We start from the raw sequence: 12,887 nt of genomic DNA, 5'->3' as shown, positions 1-12,887 counted from the left end.
GATGTCTCCAGATTATTAATAGTTGATCTATCGGTTTATTCAATGACTTTGCGGGTGAAGGCGCTGAGGTAGGCCATCAGCGTCTCGGAGCCCTGCAAGGCCTGTTCGGGGTTTCCATCCTGGATGCCTTCGGCCAGGGTCAGATGAGCCTGGGCTCCGGCCTCCAGGTCCCCTTCATATTGATAGGCGTACCAGAACCGTCGGCACTGAACGATCATGGGAGTGACCGCTTGCACAGCAAAGGTGTTGCGACAGGCCTGGTGGATGACTTCGTCCAGATGCTGGTCGGCCAGCATGTAGGCGTCGATATCCTTGGCGTCAGCAGCATCCACCATGGCCTGGGCGTGACCGAGCAAGGCGCTGCGCTGGGCTGGGGTCGCCCAGCGGGCGGCTCCCTGCACAATCAGGCGTTCCAGAACCCGGCGCGTTTCAATCAGAGTCAGATGTTCAGCCACACGGATTTCACTGACACGCAGGCCGCGGCGGGGCTGTTGCTCGATCAATCCCAAAGCCACCATGCGCATCAGGGCTTCACGCAAGGGGGTGCGTCCCAAACCTGTCATTTCCACCAGATCACTTTCTACAATGGCCTGACCAGGCTCCAGTTTGAGAGTGGCAATTAACTGCTCAATCGCTTGATAGGCGATTTCAGCGGCACGAGAAGAGGGGGTGGGGGCGCTACTCACGGAGACTCCAATATAAAAATTGCGTTAAAAGCCGGACACTTGCTGGGGTAGCCAGGTTGCAATCGCCGGAAACAGGGCGACGATCAGCAAGGTCAGCAATTGAGCAAGAATAAACGGCACTACACCTCGACAAACTTGTCCGTAGGTCATGTCTTTCGGGGCAATGGACAGCAGGTAGAAAATGGAAGAGGCCAGAGGCGGTGTCAGATAGCTGGTCTGAATGACAACGATCACCATCACGCCAAACCATAAGGGGTCCAGCCCGCTTGCCACAATAAAGGGCAGGAAAAGCGGAACGCAAATCAGCACGTTCGCTGTCCAGTCCAGTACAAAGCCCAGCACAAAGACGATGCCCAGGAACAGAATGATCGTACCTGTACTGCCCAGTCCCAAGTCGCTGGTCAGCATCTGTACCAGCTTGGCACCTCCATTGGCCGCGAAGGCGCCGGTAAACATGGTGCCTCCCGCCACGATCAGCATGATCATTGCCGTAATGCGTACCGTGATTCGCAAGGCTCCACTGAAAACTTCCCAGTTGAACTGACGGTAGAAGATACAAAGAACAGCGGCGGCGGCAGCGCCCAAGGCGGCGGCCTCGGTGGGTGATGCGATCCCTTTCATCAGGGAGCCCAGAACAGCGATGATCAGCAGCATCATGGGAACCAGACCACGCATTGTGATACTGATTTTTTCCCCCAAAGGTCGGCGCATATCCTCGTCATCTGCCCGTGGGCCCAGCTCCGGCTTGAGCGTGGTGGCGATCAGGATGTAGGCCACAAAGAGCGTGGTCATCAACAGGCCCGGAAAGAGCATGGCAGCAAACAGCTCGCCAACCGGAACCTGTGCCAGGGAGGCATAGACGACCGCGACCACCGAGGGAGGAATCATGGTGCCCAGGGAGCCCCCGGCGCAGATCGTGCCCGCGATCAGTGAGTTGTTGTAGCGAAAGCGCTTCATGGCCGGGATGGCCATCAGCCCCACCATGATTTCTACCGCGCCAACCACGCCTGCTGCAGCGGCAAAGGTCGCCGCCATGGCGATGGTGGCAATGGCCAGCCCGCCTGGCAGGCCGCCCAGCCATAACTGCATGGTGCGAAACAGGCGTGCCGCAATGCCCGAGCGCTCCAGCAGGGCTCCCATCAGCACAAACATGGGAATCGCTGACAGGATATGGTTGGTGGCCGCTCCATACAAAGCACCATACATCTGGTCAAAGACCATGGGGCCAAAGGCGTACCAACCGGCCAGAAAAGCGGGCAGGATCAGCGCAAAAGCCACGGGCATGCCCTGAAAAATCAGCAGGAACAGAGCAGGGAACATGAGTCCGGCGATCCATAAATTCATGGGCTCACCTCGACGTCAGCAGTGTTCTGTTCTTTGACCGCACAGCGCAAGCCATGGGCCAGCAGTTGCAAGGTAAAGGCGATCAGGCCAATGGCAATGCAGGCGTAGAAGGGCCACATCACCGGGGCCCAGGGGCTGACCATTTCGACCTCGTTCAGCTTCCAGGCCATCCAGGCTTTCTGTATCCCGACTTTGCTCAAGATGGCAAACAGCGGAAACAGCACCAGCAGGTACAGGAGCACGTCAGACATACGGGCCAGGGACTTGGGCAAGTGCTTGCGAACCACATCAATGCTGATGTGTTCGTTCTGACGCATCACCCAGGCCATGCCCAGCAGAAAAATAGCCCCATTCATCATGTACGCCACATCAAAGGCCCAGACGGTGGGGGCATGCAGAACATAACGGGCAAAGACTTCCCATACCATGGCGGTGACCAGGATTGCCGCCGCCATTTCCGCCAGCCGAGCGCTTGCAAGAGCGATAAAGTCGATCAGTTTTGAAATAGGCTGCAGCATGGCAGCTCTCCTTCAGAAAGTGGGACTTAGTCTCGGATCAGGTAATTGCTTTCACTGCGCCAACGGTTCAGGAATCCGTCGTAATCAGTCAGCAAATTCTTCATGTAGTCGTTGCCCGATTGCGCTTGCGCTTCGGCTTTCTTGTGTACCCAATCATTGCCGGCATCCGCCAATTGCTTGATGAAGGCCGGGTCCAGAGTGATGACTTCATTGCGACCCTGGCGGTACTTCTCCATGGCTTTGATGTCGGCGTTGTAGAAGTAGTCCAGGGATTGGTGGGTGGTCAGTTCGGCAGCGGCCTCAATCAGTTGCTGCAAATCGGCCGGCACTTTATCCCAGGTTTCCTGCTTCAGGACGACTTCCCACATAAAGGTGGGCTGATGCACGCCAGGGACCACAATGTATTTGGCGGCCTGATGAAAACCTTCGGGGGTATTGGAGGAGGGGGTAGCCCATTCCACCGCATCGACCCCTTTGCGCTGCAACAGGGTGTACGTGTCGCCGGGTGGCACCACGGTGGGAACGGCACCGAAATAGTCTTTCATTACGTCCGCCCAGGCACCGGAAGTGCGATATTTCAGGCCTTTCAAGTCCTCTGCAGTTCGGATGGGGGTGTTGGAGTGGGCCAGCACTTCCGTCGAACCCAAACCGACAATCATGGTTTTGAGACCGTTTTTGGAACGCAGCTCCTGCAGTTTTTCCTTGCCGCCGCCTTCATACAGCCAGACGCGATAAGCATCAGGTCCCATGCCACCGGGGTAGCCAGCAAAAATGGCATTGGCCGGGTCTTGGTTGACCAGGTAGCTGGAGGTGGAGTGCCCCGCCTCTACTACGCCGGTCTCTACCGCTTCAAAAACTTTAAGGGCGGGAACAATAACACCTGCTCCAAAGGGCTGAATCTCGACACGATCCCCCGTCATGAGCTTCACGTTCTTTGCAAAACGCTCCAGAAAATTCTGATAAAACGGGGAGCCTTCGGGTACGGAAGTTGGTACGCGCCAACTGATTTCGGCCGCTTGCGCTGAGGCCATGCTGCCCAGCAGAAACAGGCCGGCCAGGGTGGATGCAACAAGTTTGGATTTCATGTTTGTCTCCGGTGGTTTTTTTATAGTCCAGCTCCGTCGCAGGCTGGCGGCCAGCGTCAAAGCATGGGATGGATCTTAATATTTTCTAAATATATTAACAACATATTTAGATTGGGGTTTGTCCTAGAAAGCGCCGGAGGTGGCTTGCTGATTGGGTTTCGGTGTTCTTTTTGGATGGTGGAAGGACAGGATAAGGGCGTTCCAGACCTGGTTTTGGCGCGGATTTTCAGCGGTGAAATCATTCGTGATGCGGATTTTTTCATGCTTGTTTGAAGCACTGCGGGGCAGCCTTGTTGAGCTGTTTCAATCCTTTCGTCCCCGCGGTCTAGCTGGTACACTTTGCGACTGCTTTTTTAGAAGCGCACGGCGGCAGGACAGGGTCTTTGGACCGTTCTTTTGCTGTAGCACTTTCGGTAGCAGCAGGCAGGAAAATAGCTGGTTTTTTACGAACAAGAGAGGGCGTCGAATCTACTCTTGCGTGTTGTAAAGCCTGGATTCCTGCGGTGCATGTAGTGTCTGGCCCGCCTGGGCCCACTGCGCAGACAAGCCACCGGGCCCATAGTTAAATGGATATAACTTTCCCCTCCTAAGGGAAGATTGCAGGTTCGATTCCTGCTGGGCCCGCCATTCTTATGCATGACGCCTGCCCGGCTTCATGGTCCTGAAGGCTCGTTCTGATAGGCCGAGCTTTGATATCCCACTTGATGATTAGCATCCTGTGCTTTTTGCGCAGGCCTGTTCGTGCCTGCTCGTTTTCTTTTTTCGAGCCAGCCCTGTCTTGAGCAACAAGGCTGGCTTGAGCACCTGACTAATCGCTCGTGATGACAATTCAAGAGTCATGCGTGCTATGGAATGCAGGAGGCGCTAATGGAACGGTCGATTGTCAAAACCCGGAGATGAGCTTCTGGAGGTCTGTTGGTGGCCCCAGGCTTTGACGGGATTTCTTGTTGAGGACAGATAGTCATCCACACTCCCGGTCCAGAGCTTGAATCCCAGACAACTTTTCCATTTGTCTTGTTGATAAAGCCAGTGAGTTTGGCAAACGGAGCAGCGAAACAGGCTCTGTGCTCCCTGGTCTCCATAGTCCTCTGTTTTGGTGACGCGTTCCATATAAGCATGCTTAGGTGTGTGCGCTTTGGAAAGCGGCAGAGTCTGGCACAAAATACACATGGTTTTATGGTCGATCTTGCCCACTTCTTGCTCCTTTTTAAATAAAAGCTATGGGAAATAGCGTGTTTAAAAAAGACAGCAATGTACTTTCTACAAAAACTATCAAACTGAAAGCAAGATAGTCAGCCCGCATCTTACAAATCTTGTCGGGGCTTGGGTAGTGTCAGCTGTAAAAGGATATTTCGTTCGCAAATACCCGTAAAAAAAACAGAGGAGTTCTTGTCTATCCTTGCATCAGGCAAGGGGATAAGGCTTGGGCAAATCGTTTGGCTGGCTTGTCGTCGGTGTGACTCAAGTCGATGGCAGGAAAATCTGGTGTGTCCTTGATCGAGCTGTGTTTGAATTTTGCCCAGTTTCGTTTTTATTTGAAATATATGAGGCGGGCTCCCGACTAAACTGCTTTTATTTATAAGGAATTTGCCATGAAAAACGACAAGCGTTCCTTGGAAAAAGACCCGTTTTCCTCCTCTGCGTGCAGACAGGAGGAGCCACCCGTGGTCAAACCTTGCAAGCCAGATTCTGTAGACAGTTTGTTTGACTGCTTTGCCAAGACCGTGACCCGCTTTGCCGGCTCGCCCATCATGTTTTCTGTTGCTGTTTTAGCCGTGCTGGTCTGGGCCTTGTCCGGGCCTTATTTTAATTATTCGGAGACCTGGCAGTTAATTATCAATACCGGAACCACGATTATTACTTTCTTGATGGTGTTTTTAATTCAGCAAAATCAGAATAAAGATAGCAAGGCACTGCATATAAAACTTGATGAGCTGATTATTTCACTGACCGATGCCAATGAGCGCTTGATTGATGTTGAGGAACTGGATGAAAAGCAGCTCAAGAAATTGGAGGCCTATTATTCCTCCATCGCGTTGAAAGCGCGCCGACGTCTGGACGGCGATACATAAAGATAAAAGGGCCTTGCGGCCCTTTTTTTACAGCATCTTGTTGCGTTGCTGCTCGGCCCGCGAGGCCCCGATCGGCGTTTCGACTTGCTTTTGCTCTTCTGGCGGGGGCAGTACGGCAGGAAATCCCAAGGATTGAATCCACAGCTCGCGAGACCAACCCTGGGTATGGTAGAGGTGATGGCCCTCATCGGCAGCGACGGCGTAATGAGCCTGTTTGAGTAAAGTCGCCAGTTTCTTGTCTTTGCTCTGCTCGCCAACCAGGCCAATCAACTGCCAATTCAGATGGTCTTTGGTTTCGGCCAGAATGACACATTCGGATGCGACCAGCTCTGCCGCATTCGGATCCCCTGCCTGTTTGGCCAACTCCATGGCCTTGACCAGTGCAGAGGCGATCTGTTTCAGTACTTGTCGGCCGGGTGTTTGTTTGGCGGGGTCCAGTGCCAGCTCCTCAAAGATACTTTTCAGCACCTGTTGGTGTGTCAGTGTTTCTTCCAGGTAGCCTTCCCATTCTTTTTTCAGGTCCGCGTTATTGGCACAGGAAATGGCTGCTTTATAGACTTGCTCCCCACCCAATTCAGTTTCCAGGGCTTGATACAAGAGTTCATGCAGCTGTTCGGTGTTGGCTTTATGTAATGTCATTGTTCGCTCCAGTCCAGAGGTTGAGGGTTGGAACTGACACCATAAATGCTGCGGGGCGTACAGATTATGCGATTTGATGAGGAGTGATACGGGCTGTGAATGGCGTAAGGCTTGGGTAACAATATTGCCCGATCGGGTTTGAAAAGGGTTATTGGAGCTGCCCTGCAAACCGTCTGCTTGCCTGTGGTAGGATTGTGCGCTTTATCGCAGCTTCGATGCGGGCTGAGGGCCTGTGCATCGGATTTGCCACTCCATTTTTGAACGCATCGTCTCGTCCGGCTGAATCTCTTTCAGTGCCAGGCTGATGCACCGCAGCAGGGTAGTCATGACACTCCAGGGTTGGAAACGCCGCGTTTTTTACGTGGGTTTGTTCGAGTTTTTTGCCATTGTTTTTTCTTCTTTCTTGCTGGCGTACTTTGCCGGTGGGGAGGCTTCAGAGTCTGCGCCCATTGCTGTGGCGATCTCGGTGATTGCGATTGTCTGGAACTACGTGTTCAACACGGCGTTCGAGCATTGGGAATCCCGCCAAGCTGTCAAAGGCCGCAGTCTGTTGCGCCGCAGTGTGCATGCCATCAGTTTTGAGGCTGGCCTGGTAATTGCTATCGTGCCTTTGTATATGTGGTGGTATCAGGTCGGCTTGCTGGAAGCCTTGCGTATGGAAGTGGCCATTCTGGTGTTCTTCCTGATTTATTCCTTTATCTTCAGCTGGACCTTTGACCGGGTGTTTGGTTTGCCTGCCAGCGCAGCCTGAACCCCAGCGTTCAATAAAAAAAGCCGCGTAATGCGGCTTTTTTTGTTTCTGCTGGATTGGCTCTATCACCCCACCTGAGCTTCCCGACGGGCCTGACAGATACGGGCATGGTGCACATCTGCCCATTTCACCAGTTCCCGCATGGGCACCAGAAAAGATTGCCCCAATTCGGTCAGTGTGTATTCCACGCGTGGCGGTACTTCGGCGTACAAGGTTCGTTGTACAAATCCATCAGTTTCCAGCCGCTTGAGTGTGCGTGAGAGCATTTGACGGGAAATATCGCCGATTTCCCGGCCCAGCTCATTAAAGCGCAGGGTGCCCGGTGCCAGCGATTCCAGGATCAGCAGGCTCCATTGGTCGCCAATCCGATCCAGTACATCCCGGATGGGACAGGGTTGCTCAAATTCTTCCTGTATGGGGCTGGAAGCCAGTGTGGCTGCGCTTGATGAGGACATGGCGGCTTGCTTTCCTGTGTTCAATAGTCACTTCCGTGTGACCTGGTATGGCCTGCGTGACTTCTTGTGGACTGTCAAAAAACTGTCTAGCATCACGCTTAATGGTCTATTTTTTAGACCAAGTCTTTATTTGAGCACACAAGGAGCTGTTATGTCTCGTATTGCATTGATAGGTGCTTCTGGCGAAGTCGGTTCGCGCCTTTTGAAAGAACTCTCGGATCGCGGTCATACGGTGACAGCGATTGCTCGCCATACTGAAAAAATTGCCAGCCTGCCCAATGTCACCGCAGTTCAGGGCGATGTGAATGATCTGGATGGTTTGATTGCGCTATTGAAAGGGCACGATATTGCAATTAGCGCGGTTCGCTTTGCGTCGTCAGATCCTTCCAAGCTGATTACGGCGGTTCGTGCGGCCGGTGTGCCGCGTTATCTAGTGGTAGGCGGTGCCGCCAGCCTTGAAGTGGCCCCCGGTCTGCGATTGATTGATCAGCCTGCTTTCCCGGACGCTTACCGGACCGAGGCCTTGGGTGGCATTGCCTTTCTGGATCAGTTGCGTCAGGAAAAAGAGCTGGATTGGACTTTCCTGTCGCCCTCGGCAGAGTTTGGCCCCGGCCAGCGCACAGGCAAATTCCGTATCGACAAAGACAGCCTTTTGGTCTCCGACCAAGGCAGCAAGATTTCTTATGAGGATTACGCCATCGCTTTGGTGGACGAGATTGAACGTCCTGCCCATTCACGCCAGCGCTTCACCGTAGGTTATTGAACAGGGAGTGGGACTGATGAAAGGTTTAATCCGATGGGTATCTCCAGTTTTATTAGTGGGCTCTTTCTTGTTGAGCACAAATGCAGCGTTGGCTGCCAATTCGCCGACTCGTGATGTGGCTCAGGAAGAGAGCAATCGCAAGCTGGTGGTCGATTTTTACGACAGCTTCTTTAACAAGCATCAGGTGCAGGAAGCGGCGTCGGTCGTAGCTGAGGACTATATCCAGCACAACCCGGAGGTGCCGGACGGAAAAGCGCCTTTCGTGGGGTATTTTGATGGCTATTTCAAAGAGAACCCGCAGTCTCGCGCACGGATTGTGCGCAGTGCCGCAGACGGCGATCTGGTTTATCTGCATGTGCATTCGACCAATGGCAAGGCCGATCGCGGGCAGGCTGTGATGGATGTTTTCCGGGTGCAAGACGGCAAGATTGTGGAGCACTGGGATGTGATTCAGGCCGTGCCGGAGCAGGCGGCCAATAGCAATACCATGTTCTAAGCTCACTATTCGGGCAACCCGTTCTTTACCACCGATACGGCAGCAGCCTTGCGCGGCGCCGAAAGGGGGGCGAGACTTTGCCCCGTTATAACGAGGACTTATGCTTACGCCAAATAAAAGACCCGCCAGCCATGGCGGGTCTTTTTGATGAGGGGTAAACGGAGTTCTTCTTTGGGCAACCGTTTGTGCTGTTGCTTGGCGAAGTTTCGATTGCGAGTTGTCTAAGCTGTTTGCATCTTGATCCTGGCTTCGCGAATCGGCAGGTTGACGATGGCCGCCAGTACGGCCAAGACAATATCAGCCCACCACATCCAGCTGTAGTCACCAAAGCGGGTCAAGGCGATACCCCCCAGCCATGCGCCCAGAAAGCCGCCGATCTGGTGCGAGAACAAGGCCAGACCAAACAGGGTTGCCAGATAGCGCGTGCCAAACAGCTTGGCGACGATATTGGCGGTAGGGGGCACGGTAGCCAGCCAGGTCAGCCCCAGGCCGATGGCAAAGATGTAAAACACCAGATCGGTTTTAGGCATCATCAAGTACCACAGGATCAGCACGGCGCGCGAGGCATACATCAGGGCCAGCACGTATTTGCTGCGCCAGCGGGCAATGCAGGAACCGGCGGCAATACTGCCAAAGATATTGGCCAGGCCGATCAAGGCCAGCGACCAGCTTGCTACCGAAGGTGGCAGCCCGCACAAGTCAATTTCCCCCGGTAAGTGGGTGACCAGAAAAGCAATGTGAAAACCGCAGGTGAAAAAGCCCAGACTCAGCAGCAAGTAACTGCGATCCTTCATGGCGCTTTTCAGTGTCTCGGCCAGACCGGGACCGCTGACAACAGGGGCTGGGGTGACTGCGGCTTTTTCGGGCTTGCTGCCCGGACTTAGCTTGCGAATCAGAGGCAGGGTCAGCAGGGCGATCAGGGCCAGAACCCAAAAGGTCGACATCCAGCCGACCCAGCCGATCAGCTTTTGCACCACGGGGGCAAAGACGAACTGCCCGAAGGAGCCGCCGGCATTGATCAGGCCCGAGGCCTGACCGCGGGCGTGATCCGGAATACGTTGGGCGGCAGCGCCAATCAAGGTGGAGAAACTGGCCGCGCCCGAGCCAATACTGGCCAGCAGGCCCAGCGTCAGGGTCAGCCCTAGCCCGGTACCAATAAATGGTGTTACGGCACAGCCCAGTGCCAGAATCAGAAGGCCCGCGATCAGAACCCGGTCCGGGCCCCAGCGGTCGGAGCAGGCACCGGCAATAGGCTGGATGGCCCCCCAGGCAAGCTGGCCCACGGCCATGGCAAAGCTGATGGACATGATGCCCATGCCGGTTGCCTTATCAACGGGGCCGACGAACAGGCCAAAGGATTGGCGTATCCCCATGGTAACCATCAGGATGCCAGCAGCCGCCAAAGTCACCGTCATGATGGCGGGCTGGCGCAAGGATTGAAACATGGGGTCCCCTCTTATTATTCAGGTTTGAATTATCTGGCGAAATGCCAAAGAGGTGCAATCACCTGCGTTTGTGAAGAGCGATGGAGCGGACAGTGTTGTAGTCCGCTGCTATCCAGGTCCAGTTGCGGGAGAGGGAGGAGGAGGAGGTGGTGGCTGCGCGTAGCAGGAAGTGCAGGGAGCAGAACCAGGCTGTCTATTGCGGCGTTTGATGGCTCAAGCAAGTGCGGGACAAAAAAAGACGGGCTGACTGCGCCGTCTTTTTATACCTGCTGCCAAGTAAAATCAGCCTTTTTCCAGGCCAGCCTGTACTGGGCGTGCCCCCAGCTTGTCGATCAGAACCTGGGGATTGATGCCCAGCAAATAGCCTCGTCGGCCACCATTGATGTAAATGGTGTCGAATTCCAGCAGTTCTTCTTCCAGCCACACCGGCATGGCCTTGCGGGTGGCAAAGGGCGAGGTGCCGCCAACCATATAGCCCGAATGGCGTTGAGCCACATCCGGTTTACAGGGGGCGATCTTTTTCGCGCCGGTCTGACGGGCCAGATTCTTGGTGGAGACTTCACGGTCGCCGTGCATCACGATGATCAGGGGCTTGGCGCTTTCATCTTCCATTATCAGGGTCTTGGCCACCCGGTGCAGATCCAGACCCAGCTGGGCTGCCGCTTCCATGGCTCCGCCATGATCGACATAGTTGTAGCTATGCTCGGTAAAGGAAATGCCATTTTTACGTAGCCACTGCGTGGCCGGTGTTTCGCTAACGTGTTTTTCTTTAGCCATATCTTGGTAGTGCGCTCAGGCGCGTGGATGATGGGCTGCGTGCAAGGCTTTCAAGCGCTCACGTGCCACATGAGTATAAATCTGGGTCGTGGAAATGTCGGCGTGTCCCAAGAGCATTTGCACCACGCGCAGGTCGGCGCCGTGGTTGAGCAAATGGGTCGCGAAAGCATGACGTAAAACGTGCGGCGACAAGGGGGCCAGAATACCGGCCTGAACCGCATATTTCTTGACGATCAACCAAAAGGATTGGCGGCTCATGCAGGTGCCGCGCCCGGTAATAAAAACAAAATCGCTGCGGCGCTGGCCCAGCAAGGCAGGGCGGGATTCCTGCATATAGCGTTCGATCCAGTGCAGGGCCTCCTGCCCCAAGGGCACCAGCCTGTCCTTGCCCCCCTTGCCCTGGTCGATGCGCAGCACGCCATCGCTCAGGCTCAGGTTCTGCAAGGGCAGTTCAGTCAGTTCCGTGACGCGCAAACCGCTGGCATACAAGGTTTCCAGCATGCAGCGATCGCGCAGCCCCAAGGGATTATGTATGTCCGGGGCAGCCAGCAGGCGTTCTACCTGTTCTTCGGACAAGGTGTGCGGGACGCGTGGGGCCTGTCGGGCGCTGCTCAATTCCAGGCAGGGATCGTCCTGCCGCATGCCTTCCTGCACTGTCCAGTTGTAAAAGCGACGTAAGGTGGCCAGCCTGCGATTGGCTGTGCTGGCCTTGCTCTGATCTGCCTGGCTGGCCATCCATTCCCGCAAATCCTTGGCTTCCAACTGCTCCAGCGCTTTGCCTTCGCGCTCTTGTTGAGCCCATTCCTCCAGGCGTTCCAGATCCTGCCGATACGCTTGTTGGGTGTTGGCAGACAGGCCGTCCTGCAACCAGAGCATGGTGATGAAATCGGAAATCAGACTGGCTTGCGTCATGAGGATGGAAGAGTCGTAAAGCGTGCTTTTGGCAGCCGGAATGAAGCTGGAAAGCCATCATGCTATCACTCCGGGATGATGAGCTTCATTCAGCAGACGGGTAGATTTACGCTATATACCTATATATATTTCCTGATTATACTAATTCGTTACACCTGCCCTTGGAGGAGAAAACAATGTTCAAACGTGTCGTATCGGTCGCTGCCTTATCCCTGTTCTTGCAAGGCGCCGCGCAAGCCGATGAATTGGTTGTGGCCGCCGCCGCCAGTCTGACCAACGCCTTCAAGGAACTGGCTGGCCAGTTTGAGGCAGAGCATCCGGGCACCAAAGTGCTGACCAGTTTTGCAGCATCGGACGTGCTGTTGCAGCAGATCGTCAATGGCGCTCCTGTGGATGTGTTTGCTTCGGCAGATCAGAAAGCCATGAACAAGGCCGAAGAGGCCAAGGCTGTGGATCCTGCCACCCGCAAGAATTTTGTGCAGAATCAGGTTGTGCTGATTGTGCCTAGCGACAACCCTGCCAGGGTTACGAACGCTGGCGATCTAGGCAAGGCGGAAGTTAAACGCGTTGCTTTGGGTAATCCGACTGTCGTCCCTGTGGGTCGTTATACTCAGGCCGCTCTGGAGAAGGCCGGTCAGTGGGATGCGGTGAAACAGCGTGAAATTCTGGGCCAGAACGTGCGTCAGGTGCTGGATTATGTCGCTCGTGGTGAAGTGGAAGCCGGTTTCGTGTTCGCGACCGACGCGGCCATCATGAAAGACAAGGTGGAAGTGCTGGAAGTGCTCAAGACCACGGAACCTGTCACTTACCCGATTGCCTTGGTGCAGCGCGAAGGCCGTAATGACAAGGCTCAGGCTTTCCAGGATTTCGTCATGTCTGAATCCGGACAGCAAGTGCTGGCAAAATACGGTTTTGCCAAGCCTTGACAGGATTTTGATCGTCGG

At 54.7% G+C, this 12,887-nt stretch carries 14 protein-coding genes and 1 tRNA gene; 6 read left to right on the top strand and 9 right to left on the bottom strand.

What is annotated here, in order from left to right; translation table 11 throughout:
- Positions 1 to 35: 35 nt before the first annotated feature.
- From MID00_RS03160 to dctP, 4 genes are read right to left on the bottom strand one after another with little or no spacing between them, the layout of a single operon-like run.
- Positions 36 to 686, bottom strand: a complete 651-nt coding sequence (locus tag MID00_RS03160) for a GntR family transcriptional regulator (RefSeq protein WP_035271006.1) — start codon at positions 684 to 686, stop codon at positions 36 to 38.
- Between the two features lie 24 nt (positions 687 to 710).
- Positions 711 to 2,030 (bottom strand): TRAP transporter large permease subunit, encoded by a 1,320-nt coding sequence (locus tag MID00_RS03155; RefSeq protein WP_035271005.1) that lies wholly within the window; start codon positions 2,028 to 2,030, stop codon positions 711 to 713.
- Entirely contained in the window at positions 2,027 to 2,548 is a 522-nt protein-coding gene (locus MID00_RS03150; RefSeq protein ID WP_009461299.1) for a TRAP transporter small permease subunit, read from the bottom strand. Before MID00_RS03150 ends, MID00_RS03155 begins: the two co-directional genes overlap by 4 nt.
- 26 nt (positions 2,549 to 2,574) lie before the next feature.
- Positions 2,575 to 3,633, bottom strand: coding sequence for a TRAP transporter substrate-binding protein DctP (dctP, locus tag MID00_RS03145; protein ID WP_022983481.1), 1,059 nt, complete (start codon positions 3,631 to 3,633; stop codon positions 2,575 to 2,577).
- Between the two features lie 552 nt (positions 3,634 to 4,185).
- Between dctP and MID00_RS03140 the strand changes: the two genes are divergently transcribed.
- Together MID00_RS03140 and MID00_RS03135 are read left to right on the top strand one after the other, a co-directional pair.
- A tRNA-Arg gene (locus MID00_RS03140) sits at positions 4,186 to 4,260 on the top strand.
- 965 nt (positions 4,261 to 5,225) lie between these two features.
- Positions 5,226 to 5,705 (top strand): low affinity iron permease family protein, encoded by a 480-nt coding sequence (locus MID00_RS03135; RefSeq protein ID WP_026485221.1) that lies wholly within the window; start codon positions 5,226 to 5,228, stop codon positions 5,703 to 5,705.
- Between the two features lie 27 nt (positions 5,706 to 5,732).
- Here MID00_RS03135 and MID00_RS03130 read toward each other — a convergent pair whose 3' ends face one another.
- A complete protein-coding gene (locus MID00_RS03130) occupies positions 5,733 to 6,344 on the bottom strand; it encodes a hypothetical protein (protein WP_254499677.1) in 612 nt (203 codons plus the stop codon).
- A gap of 325 nt (positions 6,345 to 6,669) precedes the next feature.
- On the opposite strand from MID00_RS03130, the gene MID00_RS03125 reads away from it, so the two are divergent.
- Complete coding sequence (locus MID00_RS03125) at positions 6,670 to 7,095, top strand: PACE efflux transporter (protein ID WP_009461311.1); 426 nt, start codon at positions 6,670 to 6,672, stop codon at positions 7,093 to 7,095.
- Positions 7,096 to 7,160: 65 nt separating this feature from the next.
- Here MID00_RS03125 and MID00_RS03120 read toward each other — a convergent pair whose 3' ends face one another.
- Complete coding sequence (locus MID00_RS03120; protein WP_251196041.1) at positions 7,161 to 7,550, bottom strand: helix-turn-helix domain-containing protein; 390 nt, start codon at positions 7,548 to 7,550, stop codon at positions 7,161 to 7,163.
- Between the two features lie 151 nt (positions 7,551 to 7,701).
- On the opposite strand from MID00_RS03120, the gene MID00_RS03115 reads away from it, so the two are divergent.
- Both MID00_RS03115 and MID00_RS03110 read left to right on the top strand, forming a co-directional pair.
- Positions 7,702 to 8,313 carry an NAD(P)-dependent oxidoreductase gene (locus MID00_RS03115; protein ID WP_254499676.1) on the top strand — a complete coding sequence of 204 codons (612 nt, stop codon included), beginning with the start codon at positions 7,702 to 7,704 and terminating at the stop codon, positions 8,311 to 8,313.
- Between the two features lie 16 nt (positions 8,314 to 8,329).
- On the top strand, positions 8,330 to 8,809 hold the full coding sequence (locus MID00_RS03110) for a nuclear transport factor 2 family protein (protein WP_254499675.1): 480 nt from the start codon (positions 8,330 to 8,332) through the stop codon (positions 8,807 to 8,809).
- 221 nt (positions 8,810 to 9,030) lie between these two features.
- On the opposite strand, the gene MID00_RS03105 is transcribed toward MID00_RS03110, so the two are convergent.
- From MID00_RS03105 to xerD, 3 genes are all read right to left on the bottom strand, one after another.
- Positions 9,031 to 10,254: an MFS transporter gene (locus MID00_RS03105; protein WP_254499674.1), complete on the bottom strand. Its 1,224-nt coding sequence runs from the start codon at positions 10,252 to 10,254 to the stop codon at positions 9,031 to 9,033.
- A 282-nt stretch (positions 10,255 to 10,536) separates the two neighbouring features.
- On the bottom strand, positions 10,537 to 11,031 hold the full coding sequence (gene ybaK, locus MID00_RS03100) for a Cys-tRNA(Pro) deacylase (RefSeq protein WP_035270993.1): 495 nt from the start codon (positions 11,029 to 11,031) through the stop codon (positions 10,537 to 10,539).
- A 15-nt stretch (positions 11,032 to 11,046) separates the two neighbouring features.
- On the bottom strand, positions 11,047 to 11,943 hold the full coding sequence (gene xerD / locus MID00_RS03095) for a site-specific tyrosine recombinase XerD (RefSeq protein ID WP_026485227.1): 897 nt from the start codon (positions 11,941 to 11,943) through the stop codon (positions 11,047 to 11,049).
- A gap of 176 nt (positions 11,944 to 12,119) precedes the next feature.
- On the opposite strand from xerD, the gene modA reads away from it, so the two are divergent.
- Positions 12,120 to 12,869 carry a molybdate ABC transporter substrate-binding protein gene (modA, locus tag MID00_RS03090; RefSeq protein ID WP_009461323.1) on the top strand — a complete coding sequence of 250 codons (750 nt, stop codon included), beginning with the start codon at positions 12,120 to 12,122 and terminating at the stop codon, positions 12,867 to 12,869.
- Positions 12,870 to 12,887 lie beyond the last annotated feature (18 nt).

The organism is Alcaligenes sp. NLF5-7 (assembly GCF_024266725.1).
In the GTDB taxonomy this organism is placed as follows: domain Bacteria; phylum Pseudomonadota; class Gammaproteobacteria; order Burkholderiales; family Burkholderiaceae_B; genus Alcaligenes; species Alcaligenes phenolicus.
The sequence above is the reverse complement of the archived record's forward strand: the minus strand, read 5'-3'. Positions and strand labels throughout refer to the sequence as shown.

Excerpts from the sequence above, each read along its gene's own strand:
- MID00_RS03155 (WP_035271005.1), bottom strand. The coding sequence starts at position 2,030 with ATGAATTTATGGATCGCCGGACTCATGTTCCCTGCTCTGTTCCTGCTG.
- MID00_RS03150 (WP_009461299.1), bottom strand. The coding sequence starts at position 2,548 with ATGCTGCAGCCTATTTCAAAACTGATCGACTTTATCGCTCTTGCAAGC.
- dctP (WP_022983481.1), bottom strand. The coding sequence starts at position 3,633 with ATGAAATCCAAACTTGTTGCATCCACCCTGGCCGGCCTGTTTCTGCTG.
- MID00_RS03135 (WP_026485221.1), top strand. The coding sequence starts at position 5,226 with ATGAAAAACGACAAGCGTTCCTTGGAAAAAGACCCGTTTTCCTCCTCT.
- MID00_RS03130 (WP_254499677.1), bottom strand. The coding sequence starts at position 6,344 with ATGACATTACATAAAGCCAACACCGAACAGCTGCATGAACTCTTGTAT.
- MID00_RS03125 (WP_009461311.1), top strand. The coding sequence starts at position 6,670 with ATGACACTCCAGGGTTGGAAACGCCGCGTTTTTTACGTGGGTTTGTTC.
- MID00_RS03120 (WP_251196041.1), bottom strand. The coding sequence starts at position 7,550 with ATGTCCTCATCAAGCGCAGCCACACTGGCTTCCAGCCCCATACAGGAA.
- MID00_RS03115 (WP_254499676.1), top strand. The coding sequence starts at position 7,702 with ATGTCTCGTATTGCATTGATAGGTGCTTCTGGCGAAGTCGGTTCGCGC.
- MID00_RS03110 (WP_254499675.1), top strand. The coding sequence starts at position 8,330 with ATGAAAGGTTTAATCCGATGGGTATCTCCAGTTTTATTAGTGGGCTCT.
- MID00_RS03105 (WP_254499674.1), bottom strand. The coding sequence starts at position 10,254 with ATGTTTCAATCCTTGCGCCAGCCCGCCATCATGACGGTGACTTTGGCG.
- ybaK (WP_035270993.1), bottom strand. The coding sequence starts at position 11,031 with ATGGCTAAAGAAAAACACGTTAGCGAAACACCGGCCACGCAGTGGCTA.
- xerD (WP_026485227.1), bottom strand. The coding sequence starts at position 11,943 with ATGACGCAAGCCAGTCTGATTTCCGATTTCATCACCATGCTCTGGTTG.
- modA (WP_009461323.1), top strand. The coding sequence starts at position 12,120 with ATGTTCAAACGTGTCGTATCGGTCGCTGCCTTATCCCTGTTCTTGCAA.